The organism is Pseudomonas sp. LJDD11 (assembly GCF_024584215.1).
In the GTDB taxonomy this organism is placed as follows: domain Bacteria; phylum Pseudomonadota; class Gammaproteobacteria; order Pseudomonadales; family Pseudomonadaceae; genus Aquipseudomonas.
The window spans coordinates 25,390-44,860 of sequence record NZ_JANJFL010000016.1; the positions used below are offsets into that span (position 1 = coordinate 25,390).

The following is a 19,471-nucleotide window of genomic DNA, read 5'->3' on the forward strand; positions in this document are numbered from 1 at the left end:
TTAATCAATATTGGACCGCCCGGCTGTCGAGCGTCAATCTTGGCCTCAAGCACACCTGACCTGCCGGATAGCTTCATGAGCGATGCAATAACCATCCAAAGCTTTGAAACCCTGATCGTCGACCTGCCGACCATCCGCCCGCACAAGCTGGCGATGCATACCATGTATGGCCAGACCCTGGTGATTCTGCGCATTCGTTGCAGCGACGGTATCGTCGGGGTCGGTGAGGCCACCACCATTGGCGGCCTGGCCTACGCCGGCGAAAGCCCCGAGAGCATCAAGGTCAACCTCGACACCTGGTTCGCGCCGCTGTTGATCGGTCAGGATGCACGCAACCTCAATGCCGCCATGCAGCGGGTTGATCGCGGCATCCGGGGCAATACCTTCGCGCGCAGTGCTGTGGAAACGGCTCTGCTCGATGCCCAGGGCAAGCGCCTCGGGCTGCCGGTGGCCGAGGTGCTCGGCGGGCGGGTTCGTGACGGTGTCGAGGTGGCCTGGACCCTGGCCAGTGGCGACACCGGCCGCGACATCGACGAAGCCGAGCAGATGCTCGATCGGCGTCGCCATCGGCATTTCAAATTGAAGATTGGCGCGGGCGATGTCGCTCGCGATATCGCCCACGTGGGGGCGATCAAGAAAGCGCTGGGTGAGCGCGCCAGTGTGCGGGTTGATATCAACCAGGCCTGGAGCGAAGCGGTGGCGATCAATGCCAGCCGGCGCTTGGCCGAGGCCGGGGTAGAGCTGATCGAGCAGCCGCTGTCGCGGTTTGACCGCGCCGGCATGGTGCGCCTCAATGCCCACAGCCCGATCCCGCTGATGGCTGACGAAGCCATCGAGTCGGTACAGGACAGCTTTGCCTTGGCGCAGTCCGGCGTGGCGCCGATTTTCGCGTTAAAGATCGCCAAGACCGGCGGCCCGCGTGCGGTATTGCGCACGGCGGCGATTGCCGAGGCGGCCGGTATCGGCCTGTACGGTGGCACCATGCTCGAAGGCAGCGTTGGCACCCTGGCCTCCGCTCATGCCTTCGCGACCCTCGACAAACTGGAATGGCACACCGAACTGTTCGGCCCGTTGCTGCTGACCGAAGACATCCTGGTCGAGCCGCCGCTGTACCGTGATTTCCAGCTGCTGATTCCGACCGCGCCAGGCCTGGGCCTGGAGCTGGACGAACAACGCCTGGCGCGCTTTGCCCGCCGCTGACCCCTGATCGACAAGGAACTGCACGATGCTTTTTCACGTACGCATGACTGTCAGACTGCCGGCCGACATGCCCGCCGAGCAGGCTGCCCGGCTCAAGGCCGACGAAAAGGAACTGGCCCAGCGCCTGCAACGCGAGGGTGTGTGGCGCCACCTGTGGCGCATCGCCGGGTTGTACGCCAACTTCAGCATTTTCGATGTGGCGGATAATCAGGCATTGCACGACACCTTGATGCAATTGCCGTTGTACCCGTATATGGATATCGAAGTGACGCCGCTGTGCAGGCACCCTTCGTCGATCCATGCCGATGATCGCTGAGCCCTGAACCCGACAATCAATACGCAGCAAGCCTGAACAAGAATAATGACGAGGACACGCCACCATGACCGTACGTATTTCCCACACCGCTGACGTCCAGAAATTCTTCGAGAATGCCTCGGGCTTCGACGAGGACGCCGGCAACCCACGGATGAAAACCGTGGTCCACCGGATCCTCACCGACGCAATCAAGATCATCGAAGACCTGCAGATCTCTCCGGAAGAGTTCTGGAAAGCGGTGAACTACTTCAACGAACTCGGTGCCCGTCAGGAAGCCGGTCTGCTGGTGGCCGGCCTGGGGCTGGAGCACTACCTGGACCTGTTGCTGGACGCTGAAGACGAGCAGAACGGTCAGGTCGGCGGCACCCCACGGACCATCGAAGGCCCGCTGTACGTGGCTGGCGCACCGCTGAGTCAGTACGAAGCACGCCTGGATGACGGCACTGACGCTGGCACGCCGCTGTTCATGCACGGCCAGGTCCGCGATGTCGACGGCCAGCCGCTGGCCAACGCCACCGTTGATGTCTGGCACGCCAACACGGGCGGCACCTACTCGTACTTCGACCCGACTCAATCGGAATTCAACCTGCGCCGCCGCATTCAGACCGACGCCCAGGGCCGTTACCGCTTCCAGAGCATCGTGCCGTCCGGCTACGGCTGCCCACCCGATGGTCCGACCCAGGGCCTGCTCGACCAGTTGGGCCGCCACGGCCAGCGTCCGGCACATGTGCACTTCTTCATCTCTGCCCCCGGCCATCGGCACCTGACCACCCAGATCAACCTGGCAGGCGATCCGTACCTGCATGACGACTTTGCCTACGCCACCCGGGATGAACTGATCGCCCAGATCCATTTCATCGACGACGCCGAGCGCGCCGCGCAGCGTGGCGTATCAGGCCGCTTTGCCGAAATCGAGTTCGATTTCGCATTGCAATCCACCGAACAGGCCGCCGAGCAGGCACGCCGCGAGCGGGTGCGGGCGTTGGAGGCCTGACAATCTATTGATTTTTAATGGATATCCCGTAGGCGTCATGCCGACCGGTCAAGGCCAACGCGGTCCGGTGGGAGCTACCAAGGTAGCTCCCACAAAGGCATGCAGCGCCTAAACGAACAGTATTGCGGCTAAAGCGGATCGCCGCCCGGCCGGTCCGGCAGGATTCAGCGATGCCTGCACTTGGCAAACATATCCAGCGGCTGACTGTAGTCGCTGGTTTTTACGTTGAGCAGGCCCAGCATCGAGTGAAACAGGTTGTCCTGGCTGAGCGGCTGGTTGCGCGTGGCTTGCAGGCAGTCAGTATCGACGCCGAACGACTGTCGATAACCCTCAGAGAACCATGCCACCATCGGAATATGCCGCTGCTGTTCGGGCGCCACCATGTAGGGCGTGCCGTGCAGGAACAGGTTGTACTCGCCCAGTGATTCACCGTGGTCCGACAGGTAAAGCATGGCGGTGTCGACCTTGTCCTGGTTGCTGCGCAAAATGTCGATCAGGCTGGCCAGCACATGGTCGGTGTACAGCAAGGTGTTGTCATAACCGTTGACGATGCTCTCGCGTGAGCAGTTGTTCAGTGCATTGCTTTTGCACACCGGGGTGAATTTCTCGAACTCGGCCGGGTAGCGTTTGAAGTATTCGGGACCATGGCTGCCCATCTGGTGCAGCACCACAACCGTGTCAGTCTTGAGGTTGTCGATATCGGCCTGCAGGTCGCGCAGCAGGATGGCGTCGCGGCATTCATGGTCGGCGCACAGGCCAGGGTCCTTGTCATTGCTCAGGTCGATGAAGGTCACCCGGTCACAGGTGCCTTTGCAACCGGCCTGGTTGTCACGCCAGATCACGTTGTAACCGACCCGCTTGAGTACATCCAGCAAGCCTTCCTGGGTCTTCGCCGTGGCCGCGTTGTAGCGCTTGCGGCCCAGGTCGGAAAACATGCACGGCACTGACACGGCCGTCTCGGTGCCGCATGACCAGACATCACTGAACGCAATCACATCGCCTTCAGCCTTGAGCCGGGGCGTGGTGTCGCGGGTGTAGCCGAGCAGCCCGAAGTTCTCGGCCCGGGCACTTTCGCCGACCACCAGTACCGTCAGTGACTGGCGCGGATGGGAGCTGGAAGGCGGTTCGCGCAGGGCATCGCTGGCGGTCGGGCGAAAGGTGGTTTTAGCGGCGAGGACCTGCTCATGCAGATAGCTCCAGCCAGCGCCGATCAGGTTGCTCGGCACCACCATCAGGCGCAGTTCGTGATGGTTGCGAAACAATGAGGCCAACCCTTGGTAGTTGACCAGTGCGACCCCGCCCAGCAGCGCCACGCAGCCGACACTGATCAGCGCTTTACTGAGCACTTCGGCTGGCCAGCGGCGGTAGTTGATCGGCGTCTTCCACAGTAACCATGACGGCAGCACGCCCAGCGCAGCGATATACAGAAACAGCTTGCCGGAGAGCAGACCCAACGCCTCGGTCGGGTTGGTTTCGGCAACATTGCGCAACATCGCCGCGTCAAAGATGATGCCATACTCGTTCATGAAATAAACAATGCCCGAACCGAGCATGAACAGGGTGATCAGTACCGGTTTAAGGACCCGTTTGAACGCGATCAGGGTGAGAAAAAGATTGAAGATGATCGCGATCAGCGCCGCAAAGGCGACACTTAGCATAAACCCGGTATGGTCAGCGGCAGTCAAACTGAAAACATGCTGCCAAAGGCTCTTGTTAAACGCCAGTAACAAGTAAAAAGTGGCGAGCACGGTCACAACTTCAGGGCGAACGGCTTTGATGTTCGGCATGCGGGTTACTTCACTAATAGGGTGGGCAGAGAGCACGTCACGCGTTAAGCGTGGCGCTCCGTCGTGTGGCTGTCGGTCAGAAAAGTATCGAATCTTTGTTGCCCGCCCGCCAATGAAACTCAGCGGGCCGGGCCGATTTGCGACGGTTCAGAAAGCATTCGTTCAGCTTGCCCGCGCGGGCGCGGCGCACAGCTTGTAACCCAGGCCGTGCACGGTCTGTAGCAGTTCGGTGTCGAACCCGCCATCGAGTGTGCGGCGCAGAATATGAATGTTGCTGCGCAGGCTGCCACCCTTGGGCGTGTCGTTGCCCCACAGGGCCAGTTCCAGCTCTTTGCGCGGGACCAGATGCGGGCTGCGGCGCATCAGTAGCTCCAGCAGTTTCAAGTGGGTCGGGTTGAGTTTCAGCACGGCGTTGGCGCGTGACACCTCCAGGGTGTCGAGGTCGTAGGTCAGGTCGGCCACGCTCAAAACCCGGTTGCCAGTGCCTTGGCGGCGGGCGGTGATGGCTTCCAGGCGCGCCAGCACTTCGGCCATGGCAAAGGGCTTGGTCACGTAATCATCGGCGCCGGCCGAGAACCCCACCAGGCGGTCTTCCAGCGTGTCGCGGGCACTGAGCATCAGGATGGTGACATCCGAGCGCGAGTGCTGGCGCAGGCTATGGCAGATGCGGTTGCCGTCGATGCCGGGCAGCATGATGTCGAGAATGATCGCATCGAACGCCTTGGTCGCTGCCAGATGCAGCCCGCTCAGGCCGTCGAGCGCGCTTTCGACCTGATGCCCCTTGAGTTGCAGAAACTCCACCAGGTTGTCGTGAATATCACGGTTATCTTCGATTACTAATATTTTCATTGTCGGTTGTGTTATGCGCAGTCCGCCGTGGCTACGGCTATCGTTCGGAAGTTGGCAGGGAGAAGACTAGACGGCAATCAGTCTGCACGGCGTCAACGGTTTGTGAGAAAAATGTCAAAACTGCGGCTGGTCCGCTTGCTTGCTGTCGGCAGGCTGTCTGACGAACAACTTTCTGATGGGTTCTTTACCTGAAAGGCAAGAAGCCGGTTATAAGCTGTGGACTTTCATGGCTGGCCTCATTGCGGAGCATCTTTCATGGCCGATGTATTAACGGTCCCGGCATCACGTCCTTTCAACTTTCGCTTGGCAATGGGGTTGCCAATCGGGTTAATGTTGTTGTTATTGATTTTCGATCCCACTGCGCTGGATTACTTTCTGGCCCGATTGTTTTATATCCCCGGCGAGGGCTTCATCGGTGCACACAGTTATTGGCTGGAAACGATTCTGCATGATCGCGCCAAGCAGTTGGTGATTGCACTGGCACTCGGTTTTGCCGTGGCCTTCGCGCTGAGCTGGAAGGTGGCTGCGCTGCGGCCCTGGCGCCGGACCCTGGGTTACATCGTCCTGGCCATGGGCTTGTCTACCGCAGTGATCACGCCCTTGAAGAACCTGACCCAGGTGCAATGCCCTTGGAGCCTGAGTGATTTTGGCGGCGTCGAGACCCATACGCCACTGCTCAGCCACCGCGCGCCGAGTTTCAAACCGGGACTGTGCTGGCCGGGCGGGCACGCGGCCACCGGCTTCTCGCTGCTGGCGCTGTTTTTCGCGTTGCGCGACCGCAAACCTGGTGCCGCCCGGGTCGCGCTGGTGTTCGCCATCGCACTGGGGGCGCTGTTCTCTTTGGGGCGGATGATGCAGGGCGCGCATTTTCTATCGCACAACCTGTGGACCCTGCTGATCGACTGGCTGATTTGTCTGGGTTGTTATCGCTGGTTGCTGTATCGCCCACAGCGCACCGTTGCCCGTGCAGGCACCGCCCTCAGTAGCTGAAATCCCGCCCCAGCTCCTGCTGCATCCACTGCAAGAAGCGCCGCACCCTTGGAAAACCGGCATGCGCCTTGGGAAACACTAGGTGGTGGGCGCTGACCGGCACGCTCAGGCGTTCGGGCGCGATCACCAGCAGCTCGCCGCGGCTCAGGAATTCTCTGGCCAGCAGGGTGCTTTCCAGCGCAAAACCCAGCCCCAGGCGCGCCGCTTCGAGGGCCATATACGAGCGGTCGAAACTCAGCGGGTAGGGGCTGTCGGGCCGTGACAGGCCGTGCTGGGCAAACCACTGTGGCCAGTTAACCAGAGTGGCTTCAGACAACACCAGCGGGCGGTGCAGTAAGTCCTCTGGGCTAGACACCGGGCTCTTCGCCAGCAGTGCCGGTGAGGCCATCACTGCCAGATGCTCGTTGGGTACGCTGCGCACTTCCAGCGTCGGCCAGTTGGGCTGGCCATGGCGGATATCCACGTCGATCTTGTCGCGGCTGAAATGCAGCGACTCGTACGAGCACGACAGGTTGATCTGGATATCCGGGTGGCTCTGGCGAAACTGCTCGATGCGCGGCATCAACCACAGAAATCCGAAACTCGGCGATGCGTGCAGGCGCAGGCAATCGAGGCTGACATCGCTGCTGGCGCGTTCGGTGGCCACGGCAAAACTGTGCAGAATGCCTGAGACCTCAGCCAGGTATTGCTCGCCCACCGGGGTCAGGGTCACGCCGCGGGCGTTACGCAGAAACAACTGCCGGCCGATCATGGCTTCGAGCTTGGCCAGTTGATGGCTGACCGCCGAAGGCGTGAGGTTCAACTGCTCGGCCGCGCGTGCCACGTTACCGAAGCGGGCGGTCTGCTCGAAGGCCTGAATGGCTTTGAGGGGTGGCAGATTGAGAGAGGCATCGGTGGGGGTGGGCATAAATGGATTTCTCAGTGATCAACATTGCAATGGGGCGTGATGGCGAGTGAGGTAGGAGATCGCCCGACGCCTCGGCGCCGCGCTGTCGCGCGGCAAACATGGGACCCTGTGACTGGTTTTAGCCGGGAAGCCTTCGCGGCTGAAGCCACTCCCACAGGGGTACGGCAAAATATCGGTGATTTTGGTTCTGAGTGCTGAATTTTTTTCAGCGCTTGCTGAATGGCACGTTATTGCTCAGGCGCAGGGTGGGGCACAAGCTGTGTCCACGATTTATTGCAAATCGAGTTCATAAAAACAAACGGGAGAACGCCCCATGCTGCTGCAAGACAAGATTGCAATCATCACTGGCGCCGCTTCGGCACGCGGTATTGGCCGGGCCACTGCTGAAATTTTTGCGCGTCAAGGTGCCCGGGTGGTCATCCTTGACCTTGACGAGTCTGCCGCTCGCGACGCCGCTGCCGCCCTAGGCGAAGGCCATCTGGGTCTGGCCGCCAACGTTGCCGATAAAGCCCAGGTCAACGCTGCCGTAGCCACTGTGCTCGAACGCTTCGGGCGCATCGATGTGCTGGTCAACAACGCCGGCATCACCCAACCCCTGAAAACCCTCGACATTGGTCACAGCGATTACGACAAAGTGCTGGATGTCAGCCTGCGCGGCACACTGTTAATGTCGCAAGCGGTGATTCCGGCCATGCGTGAGCAGAAGTCCGGCAGCATCGTGTGTATGTCGTCGGTATCTGCCCAGCGCGGTGGTGGCATCTTTGGCGGCCCGCACTACAGTGCTGCCAAGGCCGGCGTACTGGGCCTGGCCCGCGCCATGGCCCGCGAACTGGGACCGGACAATGTGCGAGTCAACTCCATCGCCCCCGGCCTGATCCAGACCGACATCACCGGCGGCCTGATGCAGGATGAACGCCGCCACGCGATCATCGACGGCATTCCGCTGGGCCGTCTGGGCCAGGCGCAAGATGTCGGTAATGCCGCGCTGTTTCTGGCCAGTGACCTGTCGGCTTACCTGACCGGCATCACTCTGGACGTTAACGGTGGCATGCTGATTCATTGATGAGCGCAGCGGGCCTGGCGGCCCGCCATGAATATTCAGCCCTGCCGTACAGATTTTGGCGACGAGCAATCCTTGTCACCTGATCTGTACACAGTAGGGCGGTCATAACAATAAAGAGAAGACCATCATGACTACCCTGTCACTGGAAGCGGCGTCCAACGTACGCGCCAATGCTTATCGCAAGACCGCGTGGCGGTTGATGCCGTTTCTGATGCTCTGCTACCTGTGTGCCTACCTGGACCGGGTCAATGTCGGTTTTGCCAAACTGCAGATGATGAACGACCTGGCCCTTAGCGAGGCCGTTTACGGCCTGGGCGCGGGCATGTTTTTCATCGGCTATTTCCTCTGTGAAGTGCCTAGCAACATGATTCTGCACCGGGTCGGTGCGCGGGTGTGGATCGCCCGGATCATGATTACCTGGGGCATCATCTCCGGCCTGTTCGCCTTCGTTGAAACCGCCTGGCAGTTCTACGTGCTGCGCTTTCTGCTCGGGGTTGCCGAAGCGGGGCTGGCACCGGGTCTGCTGCTGTACCTCACCTATTGGTTCCCGTCCTACCGCCGGGCCAAGATGACCGTGCTGTGGTTTGTTGCCATTCCGTTGTCTGGGATGATCGGCGGGCCGCTGTCGGGCTGGATCATGAACGCCTTCGCTGGTGTGCATGGCTGGGCCGGCTGGCAGTGGATGTTTGTCATCGAGGCGATTCCCACCGTGGTGGTTGGCCTGATGGTGCTCGGTTACCTCAAGGACGGTGTCCATCAGGCCACCTGGTTGACTGCCGAGGAAAAGGAGCTGGTGCAAAAGGAACTCGAAGAAGACAACCGGCAGAAGGTTACTCATGCCTCCGTGGGCGAGTTCATCCGTGACCGGCGCCTGTGGCTGCTGGCCGGGATCTACTTCTGCGTGGTCATGGGCCAGTACGCGATCACTTTCTGGCTGCCAACCCTGATCCGCAACGCCGGGCTCTCCGACCCGCTGCACATCGGCATGATGACCAGCCTGCCATACCTGTGCGCCATCGTCGCCATGCTGCTGGCCGGGCGCAGCGGCGACAAGCATCAGGAACGCCGCTGGCACCTGGTGATTCCGATGATCCTTGGCGCCATGGGCCTGAGCCTGGCAGCGGTGCTGGGCGGCAACCTGCTGCTCTCGGTCATGAGCCTGTGCCTGGCCGCCGCCGGCATTCTCTCGGCCTCGTCACTGTTCTGGATGCTGCCCACCACCTTACTCGGCGGGGTCTCGGCTGCGGCCGGTATCGCCGCGGTGAACAGCTTCGCCAACCTGGCCGGTTTCTGCTCGCCTTACCTGATCGGCTGGATCACCACCAATACCGGCTCCAGTGCGCTGGGCATGTACCTGATCACCGGGGTGCTGCTGTTCGGCGCCACCCTGGTGCTGCGAGTGCCTGCCGCACTGGTCAATCGTTGATTCAAGGAGTTACGCAATGAGCGCTAACCTGTCATCCGCACCTGCTACAAGCCTGGGCGAACGTGCCCACAATATTCGCCGCCATGCCCTGCGCATGGGTCAGGTCCAGGGTCAGGGCTATGTCGGCCAGGCCCTTGGCGCCGCCGACCTGCTGGCCGTGGCCTACTTCCACGCCATGAACCTGCGCCCGGCTGAGCCGGAGTGGGAAGGCCGCGACCGCTTCTACCTGTCCATCGGTCATTACGCGATTGCCCTGTATGCGGCATTGATCGAAGCGCAAATCATCCCGCTGGACGAGCTGGAAACCTACGGCGCCGACGACAGCCGGCTGCCGATGTCGGGCATGGCCGCCTACACGCCGGGCATGGAGATCACCGGCGGCTCGCTGGGCCATGGCCTGGGCATCGCGGTGGGTGCCTGCCTGGGGCTGAAACGCAAGAACAGTGCGTCGTTCGTCTACAACCTGCTGTCGGACGGCGAACTCAACGAGGGTTCGACCTGGGAAGCGGTGATGTCCGCCTCGCACTGGAAACTCGACAACCTGATCGCCATCGTCGACGTCAATAACCAGCAGGCCGACGGCCACTCCAGTGAAGTGCTGGCCTTTGAGCCTATTGTCGACCGTTGGCAGGCATTCGGCTGGTTCACCCAGCGCGTCGATGGCAACGACCTCGACGCGCTGGTCCAGGCGTTCGATGCCGCCCGCCAGCACCCTGGTGCGCAGCCACGGGTGATCATTTGTGACACCCGGATGGGCAAGGGCGTGCCGTTTCTGGAAAGCCGCGAGAAGACCCATTTCATCCGGGTCGATGAACACGAATGGGATATTGCACTGCAGAATCTGGACGCCGGGAGCAACGTATGAGTACCGTCAAGAACACCACCGAGACCGGCAAGAAACGCCTGACCACCTCCGCGATGATCGCCTCGATTGCCGCCGAAGGTCAGCCGACCCGCCCGGCACCCTTTGGTCACGCGCTGGCAGCACTGGCGGCCCAGCGTCCGGAGATCGTCGGCCTGAGCGCCGATTTGTCCAAGTACACCGACCTGCACATCTTCGCCAAGGCGTTCCCGGAGCGCTTCTATCAGATGGGCATGGCCGAGCAACTGCTGATGAGCGCCGCTGCCGGTATGGCTCGCGAAGGCTGCGTGCCGTTCGCTACCACTTATGCGGTGTTCGCTTCGCGGCGCGCCTATGACTTCATCTGCATGGCGATTGCCGAAGAGAACCTCAACGTCAAGATCGTCTGCGGCCTGCCGGGCCTGACCACCGGCTACGGCCCCAGCCACCAGGCCACCGACGACCTGGCGATCTTTCGTGCGATGCCCAACCTGACCATTGTTGACCCCTGCGATGCGCTGGAAATCGAACAGGCCACCGTGGCCATCGCTGAGCATCAGGGGCCGGTGTACATGCGCTTGCTGCGCGGCAATGTGCCGCTGGTGCTGGACCGCTATGATTACAAGTTCCAGCTTGGCAAAGCCCAGGTAATCCGCCCCGGTAACGAAGTGCTGGTGATCGCCTCGGGGTTGATGACCATGCGCGCTCTGGAAGCGGCCGAAAAACTCCAGGCCGATGGCGTCAGCGTGGCGGTCCTGCACGTACCGACCATCAAGCCACTGGATGAGCAGACCATCCTGGCCGAATGTCGCAAACCGGGGCGGCTGGTGGTCACGGCGGAGAACCATTCGATCATCGGCGGCCTCGGTGAAGCGGTGGCCGGCGTGCTGCTGCGCAACGGCGTGACGCCGACCTTCCGCCAGATCGCCTTGCCGGATGCCTTCCTCGACGCCGGCGCCTTGCCGACCCTGCATGACCGCTACGGGATTTCCACCGAAGCGGTCAGCCAGCAGATCAAGGCCTGGCTGTAAGCCTTGTAGGATCGGTCGGGCGGCGATCCGCTTTAGCCGCGAAGCTTTCGCGGCTAAAGCCAATACTGTCGACTTTAAGCACTGTATGCCCCCGGTGGGAGCGAGCTTGCTCGCGAAGAGGCCAGTAAAAACACTCTATCTGCTGTGGATCTGCCGCCGCCTTCGCCAGCAAGCTGGCTCCCACCTGGTCCGCAGTTCTTATCTGAACAGTATTGGCATTAACCTGCATCCGGTTTTTCTCTACCATGCTGGCCTTTGCCCGATGTGTTCAGGAACACCCAATGTCCAGCCTGTATTTGCGTAACGCCACGCCCGCCGACGCCCGCCGCTGCTACGAGATCGAGATCAGTGCCTACGAAGGCGATGAAGCTGCCACTCTGGAAAAGATCGCCACGCGTATCGCCCAATACCCCGAGGGTTTTCTGATTGCGGAAACTGAGGGCCAGATCATTGGCTTCATCAACTGTGGTTGTGCTCAGGTGGTGCAGATGTCCGACGAAGCCTTCAAAGAGCTGGTCGGCCACAGCAGTGATGCGCCTAACGTGGTCATCATGTCAGTGGTCGTTGATCCGTTGCATCAAGGCAAAGGCTACGCCCTGCAATTGATGAACGAGTTCATCGGCCGCATGCGCGCCATGCATAAACAGACCATCCACCTGATGTGCAAGGACCGTCATGTCGGCCTTTATGAGCATATGGGGTATCGCTATGTGCAGCCTTCGCCGTCCGATCATGGCGGCATGGCCTGGCATGAAATGATCATGGTGCTTTAACTCGGTGGACTCGCTGATCCTGATCGTCATCCTTGGCGCTGCTCTGGCCGGCTTTGTCCAAGGGCTGTCAGGCTCCAACTTCGGTTTGGTGGCCATGGCTGTCTGGGCCTGGGCGCTCGACCCGACCCTGACCGGACCGCTGGTGGTCTGTGGCTCGCTGACCGGGCAACTGCTGGCCGCCGGGGCGCTGCGCAAGCAGCTCGATCTGCCCCGGCTCTGGCCTATGGTTGCCGGCGGCGTGCTTGGCGTGCCGTTGGGCGTGCTGTTGCTGCATCAGGTCGATCCCGTGTGGTTTCGCCTGTTGGTCGGGATTGTGCTGGTGCTGTGGTGCCCGTTGATGCTGTTCCCGGCGCACTTGCCACGCCTGGCTGGCAATAGCCGCCGCGCTGATGCCGGTGTTGGGCTGGTCGGCGGCATCATGGGCGGGCTGGGGGGCTTGAGTGGTCCGGCCCCGGCATTGTGGGCCGTGCTCAACAACTGGGATCGGGCTACCCAGCGCTCAGTGATTCAGGGCTTTAATCTGGCGATGCAGGCCAGCACGATGCTCACTTATCTGCTGAGCGGTACAGTGACCGCCCAGGCGCTGGGGCTGTTTGCGGTGGTGGTGCTGGCGGTGCTGGTGCCGACGCTGCTGGGCGTGCGTTTGTACCGGGGGATGAGCGACCAGCTTTTTCGCCGTCTGGTGCTGGGCTTGCTGACCTTGTCAGGCTGGCTGTTGATCGGTCTGTCGCTGCCCGGCGTTCTGGCTGGCGGATCCGCCTAGCCTGTCGAGGCAGCCCGACAGCTAGGCAAGGTGGGCGGGATTGAGCGACAGCAGCTGGCCACTGAGGCGCGAAAACAGTTTCATCGAGTCCAGGGTTTTTTCGTTGCCCAAGACATCGGCGGGATAGGGCGCGGTCGCGCACAAAGTGCCGAAGAACTCGCCGTTGATAAGGAAGATCGGCATCGATATATACGCTTGCAGGCCGAATTTGATGACATTGGGGTGCGAGCGGTAAGCCGGGTCGTCGCTGATGCGTGGCATGATCAGCGGGGTATGCTCCTGCATCACCTTAGTGCAGATGGCAACTTCGTTTGGGATGGTGGAACCGGGCTCCAGGCCCAGGTGCATTTCATCGTTAACGATATAGGCGACCCAGTTTTCCTCATTGAACTTGCCAATCGCGGCAAACTTCAGGCCGGTGAGCAAGAGCACCAGTTGCAATACATTGCTCAGGCCCTCCACTTCGTTGATCGCCTGCAGTTCAAGCCAGTCGAGGCCCGGTGGGGTGTACTGCACAGGAGGTACAGGTTGATGCATGGCGGCTCCTGATTGCAGGTGTTTTGTGGGGGGGACAGGCTTTTGAATTTATCCTTGGCGTGCCTGTCAGCGCAACTTTATTTTCTCCAAGAGAAGTACCAGGCCGATACTCTTCAATGCTGGATCGTTTAATCGTTAGTCAACTAACCGATCTTCAATTCTGACGCCAAAGTTATGTCGGTGTGCCACTGGTGACCTGATTAACAGGCGCTTCTGGTTAGTTGCGCGGTACGCCAATCCCTACGATCAACGCACCGCAGTGCTGGCTTCAGCCAACCTGTTCGATCCAGTCATTGAGGTTGTAGTAGTTACTGATCCGCGCCACTTTGCCGGCCTTGATGTAGAAAAATGCACCGGCCGGCAACACGTATTTCTGACCGTTGGCCGGTGGCAGGCCTTCGTCGTCGGCCAGGTACTCACCGTGCACCACGAACTCGGCAGCAGCGCGGCTGCCGTCGTGGTTGACCATGACCACGATGTCGCTCAGGCGCTCGCGGTAGCAACGGTTCATCTTGTTCATGAACGTGGCAAAGGTGGCTTTGCCCATCTGCCGCTCGCCCTGATTGATGTCATGCACCACGTCTTCGGCCAGCAGGTCCAGAAAAGCAGGCATGTCGCCGGCGTTAAAAGCGGCGTAGTAGGCCTGAATCAGTTCGGTGGTGTTCATCGGGCTGTTCCTTATAGGGTGCGTTGACGGGGGCAGCGGGGCTCATGATAAGTTCTGCGCCCTGCGCTGGCATATCCGTCAGCGTCACTTTCTTGGTGGGCAACGCTCAGCATGGACATTCAATTGCTCAAAGGGCCACAGCTAGAGCCCTGCATCGACGAGCTGGCGCAACTGCGCATCAGTGTATTTCGCGAGTTTCCGTACCTGTATGACGGCGACCTGGCTTACGAGGCCGAGTACCTGTCGACCTACCTGCGCAGCCCCGACAGTGTCTGTGTACTGGTGCGTGACCAGGGCCGGGTCGTCGGCGCGTCGACGGGCTTGCCGCTGGCGGATGAGACCGAGCAGTTTCAGCGGCCGTTCGTGGCGGCGGGCTGGAACACCGGGCAGATTTTCTACTGCGCCGAGTCGGTGGTGTTGCCGGGCTGGCGCGGTCGCGGCCTGGGGGTGCGGTTCTTCCAGGAGCGCGAAGCCCATGCCCGGCGGCTGGGGCGGTTTGAATGGTGCGCGTTCTGCGCTGTGCAGCGTCCGCAGGATCACCCCCGGCGCCCGGCCGGCTATCAGCCGCTGGACGCTTTCTGGACCCGGCGTGGCTACCGCCATCACCCTGAGCTGCACACTGAATATCACTGGCGCGACCTGGATGAAACCGAGGAATCGGGCAAACCCATGTCGTTCTGGTTGAAGGAGCTTGTCTGATGATCAAGGTTGCTGCCTGCCAGTACCATATTGACCTGCTGCAAAGCTGGGATGCCTATGCCGCCCACCTCACCGAACTCTGCGAAGCTGCAGCCGGGCAGGGCGCGCAGTTGCTGCTGTTGCCCGAGTACGCCGGGCTGGTGTTGTCCGGGCAATTACCCGCTGCGCAACGCAGTGACCTGCATGCCTCGATCGCTGACATCCAGCCGCTGTTACCACGCTGGCTGGAACTGTGCGAAAGCCTCGCCCGGCGCCTGAATGTCTACCTGCAACCGGGCAGCGTGGCGGTGCTGGACGAGGACGGCCAGTACCGCAATCGTGCCTGGCTGTTCGGCCCGCACGGTTGCCTGGGCAGCCAGGACAAACTGATGATGACCCGCTTCGAGCGCGAACAATGGAACATCAGCGCCGGCTCGGGCCTTAAGGTGTTCGATACCGCACTGGGCAAGCTCGGCATCCTGATCTGCTATGACAACGAATTCCCGCTGCTGGCGCGTAGCCTGGCCGAAGCCGGTGCCGACCTGATCCTGGCGCCGAGCTGCACCGACACCGAAGCGGGCTTTTTCCGGGTGCGTATCGGCGCCCAGGCGCGGGCGCTGGAGAGCCAGATCGCGGTACTGCAAGCACCCACCGTCGGCCTGGCGCCCTGGTCGCCGGCGCTTGACGAAAACATCGGCCGTGCAGCGTTGTACGTGCCATCCGATTACGGCATGCCGGCCAATGGCGTGATTGCCGAGAGCGAGGCGTTGTGTCCGTCGGCGAGCCAGTGGCTGATCTGTGAGCTGGATCTGGATGAGGTGCGGCGCTTGCGCGACCATGGACAGGTGTTTACCCGCAAAGACTGGCCACGGCAGTTTGAGAGAGACCTGTGACCATCAAGGCGCGATAAGCCCCGCCGTTCAGGGCGGGGAAGGATAGCGCGGACGGCGTAGCCGTCCCTGGTTGCAGTGGGGTGCCTACTGCAACTGTTCGATGTACGCACCGCCACAGGATGAAGCGCAGTAACACGGCGACACAGATGCCCTTCTACGGCGGTATTTCGTTACAAAGACCCCATGGGCATGCATCTTGAAAACACCGTGCCGTCGGCGCCTAATGTCGTCTTCCTGGCTCATGGCTCAAGAGCAGCATGTAACGACTTCCAGCGCATTCACTCCCGCATCGGCAATGCCCGCCGCGACTACCTGCACAAGTGCTCGATCACGATCAGCCAAAACCACGCGATGGTGTGTATCGAGGACTTGCAGGTACGAAATATGTCCAGGTCGGCGGCAGGCACGGCCGAGGCGCCGGGAAGAAACGTTCGGGCCAAGTCTGGCCTGAACAGGGCCATCCTCGATCAGGGCTGGTTCGAGCTCCGCCGGCAACTGGACTACAAGCTGGCGTGGCGCGGCGGCTGGCTGATTGCCGTGCCGCCGCAGAATACCAGCCGCACGTGCCCTTGTTGCGGCCATGTGTCGGCGGCCAACCGCCAGACGCAAGCGCTGTTCAGGTGCGTGGGATGTGGTTTTGAAGGCAACGCCGATGTGGTCGGCGCGATCAATGTACTAAGGGCGGGACACGCCCGGTTAGCCTGTGAAGTGAGCGCAGAGGTCATGGCGCCAGCAGCAGGAACCCACCGAAGCGACTCGGGGGCGGCTCGATGCCGCGCCTGAGCACCGTAGGAATCTCTGGCCTTCAGGCCGGGGAGGATGTCAACATCAAGGAAGGCACGCGTGAAGCGGTTGCGGCGTTTGAAACGGCGCTGCTGGATATTGTTCAGGTGGTCGAGGCGCAGCGGCTGTTCGGTGATCCGGATTACCTGCTGCACGTCATCACCCGCGACTTGCCCGCGTTCCAGAGACTCTATGACGAGCAACTCACCTCGCTGCCCAATGTGCAGCGGGTGATGTCGACTCTGGTGATGAAGCAGGTGATTGCCGGGCGGCCGTTGCCGATCTGAGGCTGTTGCCGCCGTTATCGGCCGTTAAAGGGGCTATTGAGGTCCGGTATCGATGCCGATAGCGAGGCACGAAACATAAAGCCTGTCAGGTTTTTTGCCCGGCCATGTAGTGATCAAAGTTATTGATGTAATCATCGAGGTTGTCTTCGAGCATCATCTGGTACTGCTCGCAGAAGTACTTGAGCATTTGCTCGCGGGCCTGGGCCATTTCTTCGCCGGATTTGAACCCGCGCGCGCTGACCCAGGTGTTGAAGCGCGTAGCGGCGAACATCATCGATGCGCTCACCGCGCCGGGATTGTCACAGGCGCCGAGTTGTTCGTTGGAAAGGTTGATATGCGCGTCGGCGCGGTCATAGAAGTCGTTGTCAGTGGCTTGTGACATTAAAGAAGGTGTCCTTGGCAGTGCGATTGACAAGCCTGCTATTGGAGCATTTCTGGGCGCAAGCAGCTACAAGGGCGACCCAATGCGCTACTGCGTGTAATCTGCGCGCCGACTGAGCGGACATTTCGTTGATATTGCTGTCAATGTTGCTTGAATGACGCCCCAAACCCGATGTGCACGTGATCATCGAGACCCTTATGGATCAGACCCGCCGAACGCCCCCCCCTGAAGCACTCCCGGCCGCACCGCCGGTAAGGCGCGGATTTCCTGCCGATGCGGCTGAACGCCTGCAATTGGCGCTGGATGCCGGGGCGATTATTGGCACCTGGGTCTGGGACATTCCCAACGACTGTGTAACCGCCGATGAGCGTTTTGCCCGCACATTCGGGCTGGCTGCCGAGCGCTGCGCCGCAGGCATCGCGATTACCGAGGCGTTTTCCTCGATTCATCCGCAGGATCGGGAGCGGGTATCGGCTGACATCGAGGCCGCGATGGCTTGTGGCGGCGCGTTCCGTTGTGAGTATCGGGTCCGCCAGGACGATGGCTGCTATCGCTGGGTCGAGGCCAACGGCCGCGCCGAGCTTGACCCTCAAGGGCAGGCAGTGCGCTTTCCGGGGGTGTTGATGGATATTGAGTCGCGCCGCGCCGCCGAGGCCGAGCGTGACCGGATGTCGGCCTTGTTGCGTACCTTCGCCGCTGCCGTACCTGGGGTGGTGTATGCCAAGGACCTTGAGGGGCGGTTGCTGGTCGCCAACCACGGTGCCACCCAATTGATCGGCAAGCCGCCAGAGTTCTATCTGGGCAAGACGGACCTGGAGGTGCTCGAAGACCAAGACCAGGCGCGACAGGTGATGGCCACCGATCAGCGCATCATGCATGGCCGGCGGGTCGAACAGATCGAAGAGCAGGTCGACATGCCCGATGGCTCGGCGACGTTCTGGCTGTCGATCAAGGCGCCGTTGCTCAATGACGACGGCGAGGTGATCGGCCTGATCGGCTCGTCGATGGATGTCACCGCAAGAAAGAACGCCGAGTCGGCATTGCTGGAACTCAACCGCACGCTTGAGGCGCGCATCGGTCAAGCGATTGCCGAGCGTGAGGCGGCTGAAGAGGCATTGCGTCAGGCCCAGAAAATGGAAGCGGTCGGGCAATTGACCGGTGGCATCGCCCACGATTTCAATAACCTGCTGGCCGGCATCAGCGGCAGCCTGGACTTGATGAAACTGCGCCTGAGTCAGGGGCGCAGCGCCGATCTGGAGCGCTATCTGTCTGTCGCCCAGGGCGCGGCCCAGCGTGCCGCGGCCTTGACCCATCGGTTGCTGGCTTTTTCCCGGCGCCAGACGCTGGTGCCGGTGCACACCGATGTGAACGGTTTGATCAGTGGCATGGAAGAGTTGATTCGGCGCACTGCCGGGCCTTCGATCAAGCTCAAGGTCGAGCTGGCAGCCGCCTTGAAGACCTGCATGGTTGACCCTGCGCAGGTGGAGAATGCCCTGCTGAACCTGTGCATCAACGCCCGCGATGCCATGCCGAGCGGTAGCGGCGTCATCTCGATCAAGACCTTCAATCAAGTGCTGGAGTCCGGTGCCGAGCTGGACGCAGAATTGGTGCCGGGTACCTACCTGACCATCTGTGTGGCAGACAACGGGGTCGGGATGAGTGAGCAAACCCTGTCCAAGGCGTTCGAGCCGTTTTTCACCACTAAACCGGTCGGTGCCGGAACGGGCCTCGGCCTGTCGATGGTCTATGGGTTCGCCAAGCAGTCCGGTGGGCAGGTGCGCATCCAGTCAGAGCAGGGCAAGGGCACCCGGGTCTATCTGCAATTGCCCGGCTGCGCCGCCCAGGCCGAGGCGCCAGGTCATCCACCGGTGAGCGATGAAGTGCCGCTGGCCGGTGCCGGCCAGACCGTGCTGGTGGTTGATGATGAGTCCTCGGTACGGCTGTTCGTCAGCGAGATCCTCGGCAGTCATGGGTATGTGGTGATCGAAGCGGCCGACAGCCTCGCCGGCTTGCAGCTGCTGCGCTCTGACACGCGCATCGATTTGCTGGTCACCGACATCGGCCTGCCCGGTGGGCTGGATGGCCGGCAGATGGCCGAAGCCGGGCGTAAGGTTCGACCGGCTTTGCCCGTGCTGTTCATGACCGGCTATACGCTGCCTCATGTGCTGGGTGACAGCCCGCTGACGACGGCCACGGCAGTGCTGACCAAACCCTTTGCCTTGCAGGCACTGACCTCAAGTGTCAGTGCCCTGCTGGGGGCTCGGGACTGACGTCGATCGCGTCATCAATCGCGCAGCAACGATT

At 61.3% G+C, this 19,471-nt stretch carries 20 protein-coding genes and 1 pseudogene; 15 read left to right on the forward strand and 6 right to left on the reverse strand.

Features of this window, described 5'->3' with window-relative positions; genetic code table 11:
* The first annotated feature begins 75 nt into the window (after positions 1–75).
* From NRB16_RS18220 to catA, 3 genes are all read left to right on the forward strand, one after another.
* Positions 76–1,200, forward strand: a complete 1,125-nt coding sequence (locus NRB16_RS18220) for a muconate cycloisomerase family protein (protein WP_045492119.1) — start codon at positions 76–78, stop codon at positions 1,198–1,200.
* A gap of 25 nt (positions 1,201–1,225) precedes the next feature.
* On the forward strand, positions 1,226–1,516 hold the full coding sequence (gene catC / locus NRB16_RS18225; protein ID WP_045492117.1) for a muconolactone Delta-isomerase: 291 nt from the start codon (positions 1,226–1,228) through the stop codon (positions 1,514–1,516).
* Between the two features lie 64 nt (positions 1,517–1,580).
* Entirely contained in the window at positions 1,581–2,510 is a 930-nt protein-coding gene (gene catA, locus NRB16_RS18230; protein WP_045492116.1) for a catechol 1,2-dioxygenase, read from the forward strand.
* Between the two features lie 164 nt (positions 2,511–2,674).
* Here the strand turns inward: catA and NRB16_RS18235 are convergent, their stop codons facing one another.
* Together NRB16_RS18235 and NRB16_RS18240 are read right to left on the reverse strand one after the other, a co-directional pair.
* Complete coding sequence (locus NRB16_RS18235; RefSeq protein ID WP_257106624.1) at positions 2,675–4,297, reverse strand: phosphoethanolamine transferase; 1,623 nt, start codon at positions 4,295–4,297, stop codon at positions 2,675–2,677.
* Positions 4,298–4,459: 162 nt separating this feature from the next.
* Positions 4,460–5,146: a response regulator transcription factor gene (locus tag NRB16_RS18240; RefSeq protein WP_257106625.1), complete on the reverse strand. Its 687-nt coding sequence runs from the start codon at positions 5,144–5,146 to the stop codon at positions 4,460–4,462.
* Positions 5,147–5,401: 255 nt separating this feature from the next.
* Between NRB16_RS18240 and NRB16_RS18245 the strand changes: the two genes are divergently transcribed.
* Positions 5,402–6,136, forward strand: a complete 735-nt coding sequence (locus NRB16_RS18245) for a phosphatase PAP2 family protein (protein WP_257106626.1) — start codon at positions 5,402–5,404, stop codon at positions 6,134–6,136.
* Here the strand turns inward: NRB16_RS18245 and NRB16_RS18250 are convergent.
* Positions 6,126–7,043 carry a LysR substrate-binding domain-containing protein gene (locus tag NRB16_RS18250; protein ID WP_257106627.1) on the reverse strand — a complete coding sequence of 306 codons (918 nt, stop codon included), beginning with the start codon at positions 7,041–7,043 and terminating at the stop codon, positions 6,126–6,128. The genes NRB16_RS18245 and NRB16_RS18250 overlap by 11 nt on opposite strands.
* Before the next feature lie 313 nt (positions 7,044–7,356).
* Between NRB16_RS18250 and NRB16_RS18255 the strand changes: the two genes are divergently transcribed.
* The 6 genes from NRB16_RS18255 (at position 7,357) to NRB16_RS18280 (ending at position 12,940) form a co-directional block, all read left to right on the forward strand.
* Positions 7,357–8,106, forward strand: a complete 750-nt coding sequence (locus NRB16_RS18255; protein ID WP_045492106.1) for an SDR family NAD(P)-dependent oxidoreductase — start codon at positions 7,357–7,359, stop codon at positions 8,104–8,106.
* 127 nt (positions 8,107–8,233) lie between these two features.
* On the forward strand, positions 8,234–9,532 hold the full coding sequence (locus NRB16_RS18260; RefSeq protein ID WP_045492104.1) for an MFS transporter: 1,299 nt from the start codon (positions 8,234–8,236) through the stop codon (positions 9,530–9,532).
* A gap of 16 nt (positions 9,533–9,548) precedes the next feature.
* The gene (locus tag NRB16_RS18265) at positions 9,549–10,397 is read left to right on the forward strand and encodes a transketolase (RefSeq protein WP_045492102.1); all 849 of its coding nucleotides are present in this window, start codon (positions 9,549–9,551) and stop codon (positions 10,395–10,397) included.
* Entirely contained in the window at positions 10,394–11,404 is a 1,011-nt protein-coding gene (locus tag NRB16_RS18270; protein ID WP_257106628.1) for a transketolase family protein, read from the forward strand. Before NRB16_RS18265 ends, NRB16_RS18270 begins: the two co-directional genes overlap by 4 nt.
* 281 nt (positions 11,405–11,685) lie before the next feature.
* Complete coding sequence (locus NRB16_RS18275) at positions 11,686–12,177, forward strand: GNAT family N-acetyltransferase (RefSeq protein ID WP_257106629.1); 492 nt, start codon at positions 11,686–11,688, stop codon at positions 12,175–12,177.
* Between the two features lie 4 nt (positions 12,178–12,181).
* Positions 12,182–12,940 (forward strand): sulfite exporter TauE/SafE family protein, encoded by a 759-nt coding sequence (locus NRB16_RS18280; protein WP_257106630.1) that lies wholly within the window; start codon positions 12,182–12,184, stop codon positions 12,938–12,940.
* Between the two features lie 21 nt (positions 12,941–12,961).
* Here the strand turns inward: NRB16_RS18280 and NRB16_RS18285 are convergent, their stop codons facing one another.
* A complete protein-coding gene (locus tag NRB16_RS18285) occupies positions 12,962–13,477 on the reverse strand; it encodes a GAF domain-containing protein (protein WP_045492096.1) in 516 nt (171 codons plus the stop codon).
* Between the two features lie 268 nt (positions 13,478–13,745).
* Positions 13,746–14,144, reverse strand: coding sequence for a nuclear transport factor 2 family protein (locus NRB16_RS18290; protein ID WP_045492094.1), 399 nt, complete (start codon positions 14,142–14,144; stop codon positions 13,746–13,748).
* 111 nt (positions 14,145–14,255) lie between these two features.
* On the opposite strand from NRB16_RS18290, the gene NRB16_RS18295 reads away from it, so the two are divergent.
* The 4 genes and pseudogenes from NRB16_RS18295 to NRB16_RS18315 all read left to right on the forward strand — a co-directional run.
* The gene (locus NRB16_RS18295) at positions 14,256–14,843 is read left to right on the forward strand and encodes a GNAT family N-acetyltransferase (protein WP_257106631.1); all 588 of its coding nucleotides are present in this window, start codon (positions 14,256–14,258) and stop codon (positions 14,841–14,843) included.
* The gene (locus tag NRB16_RS18300; protein ID WP_253116596.1) at positions 14,843–15,715 is read left to right on the forward strand and encodes a carbon-nitrogen hydrolase family protein; all 873 of its coding nucleotides are present in this window, start codon (positions 14,843–14,845) and stop codon (positions 15,713–15,715) included. The genes NRB16_RS18295 and NRB16_RS18300 overlap by 1 nt, the downstream gene beginning before the upstream one ends.
* A 189-nt stretch (positions 15,716–15,904) precedes the next feature.
* Positions 15,905–16,498 carry an RNA-guided endonuclease InsQ/TnpB family protein gene (locus tag NRB16_RS18310; RefSeq protein WP_373568476.1) on the forward strand — a complete coding sequence of 198 codons (594 nt, stop codon included), beginning with the start codon at positions 15,905–15,907 and terminating at the stop codon, positions 16,496–16,498.
* A 44-nt stretch (positions 16,499–16,542) separates the two neighbouring features.
* Positions 16,543–16,785, forward strand: a pseudogene (locus NRB16_RS18315) (Lrp/AsnC ligand binding domain-containing protein); the annotation flags it as partial.
* Positions 16,786–16,870: 85 nt separating this feature from the next.
* Here NRB16_RS18315 and NRB16_RS18320 read toward each other — a convergent pair.
* Positions 16,871–17,167, reverse strand: a complete 297-nt coding sequence (locus NRB16_RS18320) for a DUF3144 domain-containing protein (protein ID WP_253142299.1) — start codon at positions 17,165–17,167, stop codon at positions 16,871–16,873.
* Positions 17,168–17,364: 197 nt separating this feature from the next.
* On the opposite strand from NRB16_RS18320, the gene NRB16_RS18325 reads away from it, so the two are divergent.
* Complete coding sequence (locus tag NRB16_RS18325) at positions 17,365–19,437, forward strand: PAS domain-containing sensor histidine kinase (RefSeq protein ID WP_257106632.1); 2,073 nt, start codon at positions 17,365–17,367, stop codon at positions 19,435–19,437.
* Positions 19,438–19,471 lie beyond the last annotated feature (34 nt).